11 protein-coding genes are annotated in these 11,852 nt (G+C 38.0%); 8 read left to right on the forward strand and 3 right to left on the reverse strand.

Translation table 11 applies throughout. From position 1 onward, the window contains the following. Positions 1-56 precede the first annotated feature (56 nt). From AT685_RS08075 to AT685_RS08090, 5 genes are all read left to right on the forward strand, one after another. Positions 57-668, forward strand: a complete 612-nt coding sequence (locus AT685_RS08075) for an ABC transporter ATP-binding protein (RefSeq protein ID WP_081040651.1) — start codon at positions 57-59, stop codon at positions 666-668. Between the two features lie 28 nt (positions 669-696). After that, positions 697-873: a hypothetical protein gene (locus tag AT685_RS08505; protein WP_159420513.1), complete on the forward strand. Its 177-nt coding sequence runs from the start codon at positions 697-699 to the stop codon at positions 871-873. Positions 874-898: 25 nt separating this feature from the next. Continuing rightward, a complete protein-coding gene (gene tgt, locus AT685_RS08080) occupies positions 899-2,041 on the forward strand; it encodes a tRNA guanosine(34) transglycosylase Tgt (RefSeq protein WP_072152240.1) in 1,143 nt (380 codons plus the stop codon). 159 nt (positions 2,042-2,200) lie between these two features. After that, positions 2,201-3,142, forward strand: a complete 942-nt coding sequence (locus tag AT685_RS08085) for a multiheme c-type cytochrome (protein WP_072152241.1) — start codon at positions 2,201-2,203, stop codon at positions 3,140-3,142. Between the two features lie 48 nt (positions 3,143-3,190). Further along, positions 3,191-4,282 (forward strand): T9SS type A sorting domain-containing protein, encoded by a 1,092-nt coding sequence (locus AT685_RS08090; protein WP_143713191.1) that lies wholly within the window; start codon positions 3,191-3,193, stop codon positions 4,280-4,282. Between the two features lie 42 nt (positions 4,283-4,324). Here AT685_RS08090 and AT685_RS08095 read toward each other — a convergent pair whose 3' ends face one another. The 3 genes from AT685_RS08095 to AT685_RS08105 form a co-directional block, all read right to left on the reverse strand. Continuing rightward, the gene (locus AT685_RS08095; protein WP_081040652.1) at positions 4,325-5,593 is read right to left on the reverse strand and encodes a thymidine phosphorylase; all 1,269 of its coding nucleotides are present in this window, start codon (positions 5,591-5,593) and stop codon (positions 4,325-4,327) included. Positions 5,594-5,672: 79 nt separating this feature from the next. Next, complete coding sequence (locus AT685_RS08100) at positions 5,673-7,520, reverse strand: bifunctional homocysteine S-methyltransferase/methylenetetrahydrofolate reductase (protein WP_072152243.1); 1,848 nt, start codon at positions 7,518-7,520, stop codon at positions 5,673-5,675. Between the two features lie 18 nt (positions 7,521-7,538). After that, positions 7,539-8,255 (reverse strand): HisA/HisF-related TIM barrel protein, encoded by a 717-nt coding sequence (locus tag AT685_RS08105; RefSeq protein WP_072149518.1) that lies wholly within the window; start codon positions 8,253-8,255, stop codon positions 7,539-7,541. Between the two features lie 187 nt (positions 8,256-8,442). Between AT685_RS08105 and AT685_RS08110 the strand changes: the two genes are divergently transcribed. Genes AT685_RS08110 through AT685_RS08120 form a run of 3 tightly spaced genes read left to right on the forward strand, consistent with a single transcriptional unit; the run spans position 8,443 to position 11,802 of the window. Next, the gene (locus tag AT685_RS08110) at positions 8,443-9,147 is read left to right on the forward strand and encodes a carboxypeptidase regulatory-like domain-containing protein (protein ID WP_081040653.1); all 705 of its coding nucleotides are present in this window, start codon (positions 8,443-8,445) and stop codon (positions 9,145-9,147) included. Positions 9,148-9,164: 17 nt separating this feature from the next. Further along, positions 9,165-10,013 carry a cytochrome c oxidase subunit II gene (locus tag AT685_RS08115; RefSeq protein WP_072152244.1) on the forward strand — a complete coding sequence of 283 codons (849 nt, stop codon included), beginning with the start codon at positions 9,165-9,167 and terminating at the stop codon, positions 10,011-10,013. Positions 10,014-10,035: 22 nt separating this feature from the next. After that, positions 10,036-11,802 (forward strand): cytochrome c oxidase subunit I, encoded by a 1,767-nt coding sequence (locus AT685_RS08120; protein WP_081040654.1) that lies wholly within the window; start codon positions 10,036-10,038, stop codon positions 11,800-11,802. The last annotated feature ends 50 nt before the right edge of the window (positions 11,803-11,852 follow it).

Below are 11,852 nucleotides of genomic sequence, written 5' to 3' on the forward strand. Positions count from 1 at the left end.
CGAAGCCCCAACTATAGCAACTATTTCTCCTCTTTTAACTTCATGTTTTAAAAGGTATAGATCTTGAAGTTAAAAGAGGAGAAATAGTTGCTATAGTTGGGGCTTCGGGTGCTGGGAAAAGCACACTTCTTCACATTCTTGGTACACTTGACAGACCAAGCGAGGGCAAAGTTTATGTTGATGGAGTTGATGTTTTTCAAATGAGCGATGTTGAACTTGCTAAGTTCAGAAACAGAAAAATTGGTTTTGTATTTCAATTTCATCACCTCTTGCCGGAGTTTACCGCAATTGAAAATGTCGCAATGCCAGCAATGATAGCAGGTAAAAGTTTTGATGAGGCTAAAGATAGGGCATATGAACTTCTCAAAGAAGTTGGACTTGCAGACAGAATAGAACATAAACCATCGGAACTATCGGGCGGGGAACAGCAAAGGGTCGCGGTTGCAAGAGCGTTGATGAATTCTCCTGAAATAATTCTTGCAGATGAACCGTCTGGGAACCTTGATAGTCAAAATGCAGAAGCGCTTCATGATTTAATAGTTGAATTAAATAAAAAACATGGGCAAACCTTTATCATCGCAACTCATAATGAAAAGCTCGCTGAAAGAGCAGATAGAATCGTGAAAATAGTTGACGGTAAAATTCATGAAATTATAACAGCAGGATAAAATTTTAAAAACAAAACTTGGATGAAAAATGAAAAAAGAAGTTAAAATCATACTTGCCAGCTTGACCGCTCTTGGCGTTGGACTCGCGGTTGGATATATGATAGCAAATTGGTTGATAAATGACTTGATGAAAGATATAACAGTTGACCTTGATGAGGAAGAAGTTGCAAGTGAGCTTCACCAGGTAACAGAAGAAGAAGCATAAAAATAATTGTGGTCAAAGGTTTAAAGTGTTCAGATTTGAGCTTGTAGCTGTTGATACAAAAACATCGGCTCGTGCTGGACTTATTTATACCGATCACGGTGTTATTGAAACGCCAGTTTTCATGCCTGTTGGAACACAGGGTACCGTTAAAGCAGTTGAACAGAGGGAACTTATTGAAATAGGGGCTCGGATAATTCTTGGAAATACATACCATCTTTACTTAAGACCTGGAATTGATATTATTTACAAGGCTGGGGGGTTACACAAATTTATAAGCTGGGATAGGGGAATTTTAACAGACAGCGGCGGTTTTCAAATTTTTAGTTTAGCTCAATTTAGAAAAATATCAAAAGATGGTGTGAAATTTCAATCGCATATTGATGGCTCATATCATTTTTTCACTCCTGAAAGCGTTGTTGAAATTCAACGAATACTTGGCTCGGACATAATGATGTGCCTTGATGAATGCACGCCTTATCCATGTGATTATGATTACGCTTTTAAGTCAAATCAATTGACAATTGAATGGGCTAAAAGAGCAAGGGAAAAATTTGATAATACAGAGCCACTTTATGGGCATAGCCAGGCAATCTTTGGAATCGTTCAAGGAAGTATCTACCCAGAGATAAGAGCTAAAAGTGTTGAAGAACTTCTAAAGCTTGAATTTGATGGTTATGCCATAGGCGGGCTTGCGGTTGGTGAGCCAGTTGAAATAATGTACCAGATAACAGAATTTACTGCATCTCTTTTACCTCAAAATAAACCAAGATATCTTATGGGGGTCGGAACTCCCGAAAATATACTTGAATCAATTTCACGAGGAATTGATATGTTTGATTGTGTGATACCAACACGAAATGGAAGAAATGCCACATTATACACAAGGAATGGGAAATTTAGTATAAAAAATGCAATTTATAAAGAAGATTTCACCCCCGTAGATCCAGAGTGTGACTGCTATACCTGCAGGAATTTTACAAAGGCATACCTTCGCCATCTTTTTAACGCTGATGAAATTCTCGCCCTTCAACTTGCCTCAATACATAACCTCGCCTTCTATATCTGGCTTGTCGGTGAAGCAAGAAAACACATAGTTCAGGGGGATTTTTTAGAGTGGAAAGAGATTATGCTTCAAAGAATGGGGGAAAAAGCAAAAATTGAAAAATAATTAAAATGTTGAAAAACGAGACATTGATTTGAAAATAAATCGTGACTATTTTGAACATAGGGGCTTTAAAGATTAGTGAATTTTAAGGTTTTTTAATCTGGCATAAAAATTGCCTTCAAATGTTACGCACATATAGAAAAACTAAATTCAGGTGTAAAGATGAAAGCGAAAGTAACAACTTTATTGCTTTTGCTTTTAGTTTTCAGCTCATCTCTTTTTGCCCAAAAGGCTTATATCAAAATTAAAGGAATGTCACCACATGAATTAGAAGGAATGGGGATTGCGAATCTTGATAGTATATCTTCTGGTTTGTCGGTTGTTGGAACTGGCACGGTTGTGTGGCTTAATGGTTATGATGTCTCGGGTGATACAGCTTTTAAGCCCGCTACAAGCTATGAGTGGTCAATTGTTGATAAACCAGCAGGTTCAAATGCGGTTTTAAGTAGCACAAATGCTCAATTAGTTTCATTTATCCCTGATTTGGCTGGGACATATCAAATTAAGCTTGTTGTTAATGGCGTTGATGATACCACAATTACAATCATAGCTGCAAATTACACAGGGGTTGATTGGAAAGAGATTGGGAGTTCAAGTTTAAATTGTGCAACTTGTCATAAGAGCGTTACACCGGAAATTTATTCAAAGTGGAAATCATCAGATCACGCGACTATTTTTGAACGTGGTATGAATGGACAGCTTGCCCCTTACTGGGATCCGGCAAGGTGCGGAAGATGTCATACAACTGGATATAATCTGATGGCAAATAATGGAGGTTACGATGATGTAGCGATACAGCTTGGTTTTGATTGGAATCAATGGAAACCGCCAAGAGCTGGTTTATTTGACTCGTTGTTAACAACTGATAAGAAGGCTTTAAGTTTAGTTGCAACTATTGGATGTGAAAATTGCCATGGTCCGAAGAATCCATCTCACTATGGAGCAGGGACTCAGCCAAAGACTATGAGTGCAGAAGTTTGTGCTCAATGCCATAATGAACCCTGGAGGCATAACCGCTATGTCCAGTGGGAATACTCAGGTCATGCTGAGGCAGTTTGGTCAAATACATTTAGAACCTCTCCCGCAGGACCAATTCAACCATGACAGTATAACCTTAATGCTTGTGTTCGTTGTCATGATGGCGCAGCCTTTGTGAGTTTTGTTAAAAATGAATCATTTGATAACAGAGCAGCATCGGGTTATAGCAGAATTCAACATACATCAATAACTTGCCAGACTTGCCATGATCCGCATTCAATGGAATTAAGAGAGGCTCCAGCCTCAGCGGATACGCTTGCAAATGGATTCAATTATTCACAGATTGATCTTGGAAAAGGCAAGCTTTGCATCAATTGTCACAAGTATCGCAGGAATGCTTTAACATATGTCACTACAAACCTCAGCTCTGTTTGGGGACCACACCATGCAGGTGCTGGAGATGTTTATCTTGGTCAGAATGGATATACTTGGGGTGAAACTTTACCAAGCAGTATTGGACATCGTCTTGTTGAAAATGCTTGCGTTGGTTGCCATATGTCTGCAACTCCAGATACTGGTCATGTTGCAAGGGATAAAATCGGGATGCATACATGGAAAATGAAATATGTTGCCCCAGATGGTCAGGAATATGATAACATCACTGGTTGCGTAAAATGCCATACTGGAATTACAAAGTTTGATGATATAATCGCGTCTTATGATTATGATATGGATGGAACAGTTGAGCCATTTATGAAGGAAGTTGACGGTTTAATTGAAAAACTTGCAATGGCGTTGCCACCCAAGGGGCAACCAACAGTTGATTGGCAGCAGATCAGAACTGATCCTGATTCAGTTAGATTGAAACAAGCATATTGGAACTATCGTTATGTCGTTGAGGATAAAAGCCATGGTGTTCATAATCCTAAATATGTTGTGAGATTGTTGCAACTTTCAATAAGCAAGATAACAGGTGTAGAATTTACAACCCCAGATGTTCCAGTCAGATTTGAACTATATCAAAACTATCCGAATCCTTTCAACCCAACGACCAAAATTGGTTTTGCTTTGCCAAGAGATGCAAAGGTTAAACTTGAGGTGTTTAATGCTCTCGGCGAGAAAATTGCTGTTTTGAAGGATGAATATATGAGAGCGGGTGTACATACAGTTGAGTTTAATGCATCTGGGCTTGCGAGCGGAATTTACTTTTACAGATTGACAGCTGACGATTTTGTTGCAACGAAGAAAATGGTTTTGATTAAATGATTCTGTAAAGCGTCAAAAGGGCAGGCATATGCCTGCCCTTTTTTATTTCCAATCCCTTATGCCTTCGTTATCAATTATTGTTTTTATCAATTTAGGTAATTCTGGTTTTTCAGGTTTAATTTTAAACGCTTTTGAAAGTCGCTCTTTGGCAATTTTTATAACATCATCTTTGTCCGTGTAGAAAATGGCAAGTGGTTCACCAGCTTCAACTTTATCACCGACTTTTTTCTTTAGAACAATTCCTGCTTTTGGGTCAATTACATCATCAACCTTTGTCCTTCCGGCACCAAGCATGACGGATACTATTCCAACTTCTAAAGCATCAATTTCATAAACATAGCCGTCAAAGATACTTTTAACTTCAATTGAATGTTTTGGCAACGGATATTTTTCAAGGTTTTCAATATAGCTTACATCTCCGCCTTGTTTTTCCACGAGTTTAATAAATTTTTCATATGCTTCTCCCGAAAGGACAACTTTTTGCGCAATTTTCATCCCTTCCTCTATTGAGTTCGCTTTCCCTCCAAGCATGATCATTGCTCCAGCAAGAACATAGGTTAAATGCATTAAATCTGGAACATTTAGACCCCGAAGGCATTGGACAGATTCAACAACTTCAAGCCAATTTCCAACAGCGTATCCAAGTGGTTGATTCATATCTGTGATAAAAGCGATGACTTTCTTACCGAAATTTTTCCCAATGGTAAAAAGGGTTTGTGCAAGTTGAAGTGATTTTTCATATTCACTCATGAAAGCACCTTGTCCAGTTTTGACATCAAGGACGAGAGCATCAATTCCCTCAGCAAGTTTTTTGCTCATTATACTTGCTGAAATCAAAGGAATTGATTCAACAGTTGCTGTTACATCGCGAAGAGCGTAAATTTTCTTGTCCGCAGGTGCAATCTCCGATGTTTGCCCAATCATTACAACTCCAATCTCTGAAATAACTTTTTTATACTCCTCAATGGAAAGATTTGTTTTGAAACCCGGGATTGATTCAAGTTTATCAAGTGTTCCACCCGTATGACCGAGTCCACGACCCGAGATCATTGGTACCGGGACGCCGGCTGAGGCAACAATTGGCGCAAGGATTAAGGAAACCTTATCCCCAACACCACCGGTTGAATGTTTATCAACTTTAATTCCTGGAATATCTGATAGATCAACAACATGCCCAGAATTTAACATTATCTCTGTAAGACATATTGTCTCTTCAAAATCCATGCCTTGAAAATATATCGCCATTAGGAAAGCCGACATTTGATAATCCGGTATTGTTCCGTTTAAATACCCGTTGATGAAAAGCGATATTTCATCTTTTGTTAATTTTTTACCATCCCTTTTTTTTGCGTATTATTTCTACAGGTAGCATTTCTATTTCAAGTTTGTTTTAGATTTTTTGAAGTATTTCAATTGCTATATGATATTTTTTGAAGGGTGGGAGAAGATATACACCTTGAACAAGTGGCTTTGCTTCTTTTAAGAATTGTGATGCAATTTCAATTCCAACTTTACCTGCGTCATCACGGGCAAGGAAAAGTTTCTCACGAACCCAGGCGGGAATGTTTATTCCTGGGACCTCATTGTGAAGGAATTCAGCATGTTTGTAGCTTCTAAGGGGTAGAACCCCAAGCATTACAGGAATTTTAAGATGTTCAATCTTTTTAATGAACAGTTCAAGTGTTTGGATTTCATATAAAGGTTGGGTGAAGACAATTTGAGCACCCGCTTCAACTTTTTTTTCAAGTCGTGAAATTTCATAATCAAGATTTTGTGCTGTTGGGTTTGCTGCACAAGCAATCAAAAAATGAGTCGGCTCACCAATTGTGTTCCCCACTGCATCAAGACCATGATTCATATTCCTCAAAATTTTTATAAGTCCAATTGAATCAACATCTCCAACTGTTGTCGCCTGTGGGAAATCACCAATTTTTGTCGGATCACCTGTTATCGCAAGTATGTTTTTGACCCCAAGAGCCCACGCTCCGAGAAGGAGTCCTTGTAATCCAATAAGGTTTCTATCCCTGCATGTGATATGTGTTATGGTCTCAATTCCAGTTTTCGTTTGAACAAGATGAGATATTGCAACGGGGTCCATTCTAAATCTTGCCCTTGCTCCATCAGTTATATTTACTGCATCAATATCATTTTCCTTCAAATACTTTGCACCTTCAATCACAGAACTTATGTCAAGTCCGCGTGGTATATCAAGTTCAACTGTTGTTAAAAATTTTTTCCCAATTTTTTTAGCAAAGTTTGAACTTTCGGCTTCCAATACGACTACTTCAGCTTTTGAACCTCTTTCTTGTTGTGTTTCAATCTGTCCTTGTTCTTTTACCTTGATTTCAATTTTTGGTTTTTTAAGCCTTAAATCTTTTACTGCGTTTGCTATTGCTCTTATATGCGAAGGTGTTGAACCACAGCAGGCGCCAATTATCTTAACACCTGCTTCAACAAGTTGTTTTGCATATGTTGCAAGATATTCTGGACTTGCGTGATAAACAGACCTACCATCAACAAGCGTTGGAATTCCAGCGGCGGGTTGAGCTGAAAGAATCACATCATCTTGATACATTGATTTAATTATTGAAAACATCCTTTGTGGTCCAACAGTGCAATTTGAGCCGACGACAGTTACACCTTTTCCCTTTATATGCTTTACAACCTCTATTGGAAAATCAGTCGCAAGTATTGCACCATCTTCTGGAAATGTTTTTTGCGCAATTAGTGGAATTTTGTCAGATATTTCTTTAACAGCTTCAATTGCTGCATCAAGTTCGTTTAAACTAACAAATGTCTCAAGAATTATTAAATCAACCCCTTCTGAAATTAAAATTTCCGCCTGCTCTTTAATTACATCCTTAACTTGTTGAATTTTTATTTTTCCAAGTGGCTCAATTAATTTTCCAGTTGGACCAATTGACCCAGCAACATAGACATCATCACCGGCGACGGATTTCGCTATTTCAACCCCATCTCTGTTAATTTCTTTAATTTTATCCTGAAGGTGATAAAATTCAAGACGAAATCTATTCGCATCAAATGTGTTTGTTTCAATTATTTCCGCACCAGCTTCAATATATTCACGGTGAATTCTTGCAACTATATCGGGGTTGAGCAGGTTATGTATACATCTTGGCTGTTCTGGGTATTCATAGAGATCAAGCATTGTACCCATTGCTCCATCGCAGATTATCGGTCTATCATCAAGTAACCTTTCCAAAAAAGGCTTCTTCATCTTTACCAATTTTTGTTTTTATTTAAAATCTATCTCATTTTCAACAATTCTCCAAAGTCGCTGGCATGGAAATTTGTTATAATAGAGGGATTTCCCCATTATAATAGAGTCAACCCCCCATTTTTCAAAATCAGAAAGTTTTTTAAGTTCATAATAACTGTTGAGTTCTCCTTCAACTGTTATTTTTAGATTTATTTTTAAAACGAAATTTTTAAGCCCAATGAAATTAACATTTTCATCTTCAAAGACATTTTTGTAAACAATTCGTTCAATTCCAGATTCTTTGACCTTCAAAGAGTTCTCAATTGCGTGCGAATTTTCGCTCTTTCCATCAGATTCATCTACTATCTTTAAAGAAATTCGCTTTGAAGTGAATTCATTGACAAGTTCTTTTAAAAGCTTTAAATCATTAACTGTTTCTGGATCAAGGATAACTCTTAAGATTCCCGAGTCAATTGCTTGTTTAACATCTTCATATGTTCTAAATCCACCGCTTACTATAACAGGGATGTCAACCTCGTTGGCAACTTTTTCAATTATTTCAAAATTTTGTGGTCTACCCGATATTTCGCCATCAACATCAATTAAACACAATGCCCGTGCGTTTTCTTTCCTCCAAATCTTAGCGACTTTAATTGGATCATCTGGATAAACTTTTGGGAATTCGGGCAAACTTTGAATTAAACAAGCGCACTTTCCATGTTTTATTTTGATAGATGGTATTACGAGTATCATTAAGATGTTGCTTCATTTTTGTGTTTGTTTAAAATCTATTTAAAATTAACCTCTTTTTCAAGAAATTTTTGAGCATTGGGTTGGGCGATGGAATTGAAAAATTAATCTTTAAAACTTGACTTTTACTTTTTAATGTATTAAATTAAGACGAATTTTGTCCTAATTAAAAACAAAACCTTGAAAGCAAATGATCAAAAAAGCAATCTATATCGGATTTTCAATCCTCTTATCTTTTCATGCCTTCGCACAAAATGCAACGATTAAGGGGGTTGTAAAATTTGCTGGAGAGGCGCCGAAGCCGAGGTTAATAAGTATGAAGGCTGACAGACAATGTGATGCAATCCATGGTGGGAAACAAGTTCAAGCCGAAGATATTGTTGTCAATCAGAATGGAACTTTGAAATGGGTTTTTGTTTATGTTAAGGAAGGAGTGAAGGGAAAGTATAACCCACCAGCTGAACCTGTTGTCCTTGATCAGCAGGGTTGTTGGTATCATCCTCATGTTTTTGGGGTGATGGTTGGACAAAAAATTGAAATTAGAAATAGTGACCCATTACTTCACAATGTTCATGCGATGCCGAAGAAGAATAAACCTTTTAACATCGGGCAACCTGTGAAAGGAATGAAAAGCTATTACACATTTACAACTCCAGAAATTATGGTTCCATTTAAATGTGATGTTCATCCATGGATGAGTGCATATGCTGGGGTTCTTGATCATCCATTTTTCAGCGTAACTGATGATAAAGGTGGATTTGAAATTAAAAATCTTCCCCCGGGAACATATACAATAGAAGCATGGCATGAAAGGCTTGGGACACAGACGCAAACTGTGACGGTAAAAGCAGGGGAAACAAAAACGATTGAATTCACTTTTGAGAGGAAAAAATAAATTCAGGAGTTAAAGCAATGTTTCAAAGACAGAGCAAAATTCACGGGTTATTATTTTTGTTTTTCTTTGTTTTCGGCGTAATTGCGAGTGTGTGGGTGGTGTTAAGAAATGGATGGTGGCTTCCGGAACTTGCATCAGATAGGGAAACTATTGACAAAATTTTTGTGACGATATTTATCATTGCGGGTATCTTGTTTATCTTAAGTGAGCTTACACTTTCTTACTTTGTCTTTAGATATGCTGGTGAGCCAGGAAGGAAAGCGTTTTATCTTCCGGGGAAAACAAAAAAGGAAATTTTATGGTCAATTTTGCCTGGAACCCTTGTTGTGATAATTCTTGAGATAAGTGCTGAATTTATAGGTGGAGCTTCCCTGTGGAGTAGAATTCACGGAGAAGTTCCAAAAGATGCTTTTCTTGTTGAGATCACGGGAGAACAATTTGCTTGGAGCGTAAGATATCCAGGACCTGATGGGAAATTTGGTAAGACTGATCCAAATCTTATTTCTTACGATAATCCGCTTGGGATTGATATAAGTGATGAAGCAGCTAAGGATGATATAGTTTTTCCAGCTGGACAAGGTGTGCTGTATTTACCTTTAAATCATCCCGTTGTTTTTTTGATAAAGTCAAAAGATGTAATTCACAGTCCTTATTTGCCGAATTTTAGAGTTAAGCAGGATGCAGTTCCTGGTATGACGACCAGGACATGGTTTGTTCCAAAGAAGGAGGGTGAATATGAGCTTGCATGTGCGGAGTTATGTGGGCTTGGACATTACAGGATGAAATTGCCAGTTGTTGTTGAACCGATGGAGAAAGTTCAAGAGTGGTTGAGCGAGCAAACGCCGGCGGGCGATATATATTATTAAAAAATTTAATGGAGGTGCAAAAATGAGCCATGAGCATATCGCAGTTGAAGCTCATCACAAAGAAAATTTTATAACAAGGTATATTTTTAGCACAGATCACAAAACGATAGCAAAGCAATACCTTATAACTGGAGTTATTTGGGGTTTCATAGGCATGATTTTATCATGGTTTATGAGATTACAACTTGCTTATCCGAATCAACCGATACCTTTTCTTGAGAAGATTCTTGGTAAGTGGGCTGAAGGTGGAATTTTGAAGCCGGAGTTTTATGTTGCCCTCATAACGATGCATGGCACTATAATGGTATTTTTTTTATTAACCGCTGGTTTGAGTGGAACTTTTTCAAATTTTCTTATCCCATTGCAGATTGGTGCAAGGGATATGGCATTTCCTGTTTTAAATATGCTTTCTTATTGGGTATTTTTTGCAGCATCCGTTGTAATGTTAATTTCTTTCTTTGTTCAAACTGGTCCAGCAGGTGCTGGGTGGACAATGTACCCGCCTTTAAGTGCACTTAAAAATTCAATTCCAGGAGCAGATGTTGGAGCAACGCTTTGGCTTGTGAGCATGGCTTTATTTATCGTTTCATCTTTACTTGGTGCGTTAAATTATATTACGACGACGCTTAACTATAGAACCAAAGGCATGTCAATGGGAAGGTTGCCGATCACAGTGTGGGGGATGTTTGTAACTGCCATTCTTGGGTTGCTTTCTTTCCCAGTTCTTCTTGCAGGGGCTGTGATGTTAATTTTTGATCGTGAATTCGGGACAAGTTTCTTCGTCCCAGGTGGTCTTGTTCTTGGGGGGCAACCCGTTCCTCATGAAGGTGGGAATCCGATTCTATGGCAACATCTCTTTTGGTTTTTGGGGCACCCTGAAGTTTATATAGTTTTACTTCCGGCGGTTTCACTCGTCGGTGAAATCCTTGCTACAAATGCAAGAAAGCCATTATTCGCATATAAAGTTTCAATAGGTGCGATTATTGGAATTGGCGCATTAAGTATGATTGTGTGGGGACATCATATGTATGTTAGTGGAATGAACCCGATACTTGGTGAAGTTTTTGTCATAACAACGCTTGCCATATCTTTTCCAACAGCGATTCTTATATTTAACTATCTTGTGACAATATGGCGTGGTAACTTGCGATTTACACCTGCGATGTTATTTGCGCTTGGTTTTCTTGGCTTGTTTATTCCGGGTGCCTTAACAGGTGCTTTTCTTGCAACTGCTCCGGTTGACATACAACTTCATGATACATATTTTGTAGTTGCACATTTCCATTTCACGATGGCAACAGCTGCTGCATTCGGGATGTTTGCAGGGGTTTACCACTGGTTCCCGAAGATGTTTGGAAGAATGATGAATGATAAACTTGGTAAAATACATTTTTGGGCGACATTTATAGGTGTTTACCTTATCTTTTTCCCAATGTTTTTCCAGGGAATTTCGGGTGTTCCAAGAAGATATTATTCATTTACTGAATATAACTTTACATCACAATTCCTTGGCTTGAATAAGTTCATAACGATAGCAGCTTTTGTAGCTGGTGTAGCTCAATTTGTTTTCCTTTTCAATTTCTTCTGGAATATGTTCAAAGGTCCAAAAGCCGAAAAAAATCCCTGGAAAGCGAATACGCTTGAATGGCAAGCTGATTCGCCACCTCCACATGGAAATTGGGGTCCTGAACTACCTGTTGTTTATCGTGGACCTTATGAATATAGTGTTCCAAGTGCCGATGAAGATTATATACCGCAAACAGTTCCTCTTGAAGCTGAGGTGAAATAAAAATTTTCATAATCAAGGTGATCGTTTTAGAGGGCGAGGTTTTTAACCTC

Source organism: Candidatus Kryptobacter tengchongensis (genome assembly GCF_001458555.1).
GTDB classification, from domain to species: Bacteria; Bacteroidota; Ignavibacteria; order Kryptoniales; family Kryptoniaceae; genus Kryptonium; species Kryptonium tengchongense.

Bases quoted from the DNA above. Each gene is read 5' to 3' on its own strand.
- AT685_RS08505 (WP_159420513.1), top strand. From the start codon at position 697: ATGAAAAAAGAAGTTAAAATCATACTTGCCAGCTTGACCGCTCTTGGC.
- AT685_RS08085 (WP_072152241.1), top strand. From the start codon at position 2,201: ATGAAAGCGAAAGTAACAACTTTATTGCTTTTGCTTTTAGTTTTCAGC.
- AT685_RS08100 (WP_072152243.1), bottom strand. From the start codon at position 7,520: ATGAAGAAGCCTTTTTTGGAAAGGTTACTTGATGATAGACCGATAATC.
- AT685_RS08105 (WP_072149518.1), bottom strand. From the start codon at position 8,255: ATGATACTCGTAATACCATCTATCAAAATAAAACATGGAAAGTGCGCT.
- AT685_RS08110 (WP_081040653.1), top strand. From the start codon at position 8,443: ATGATCAAAAAAGCAATCTATATCGGATTTTCAATCCTCTTATCTTTT.
- AT685_RS08115 (WP_072152244.1), top strand. From the start codon at position 9,165: ATGTTTCAAAGACAGAGCAAAATTCACGGGTTATTATTTTTGTTTTTC.
- AT685_RS08120 (WP_081040654.1), top strand. From the start codon at position 10,036: ATGAGCCATGAGCATATCGCAGTTGAAGCTCATCACAAAGAAAATTTT.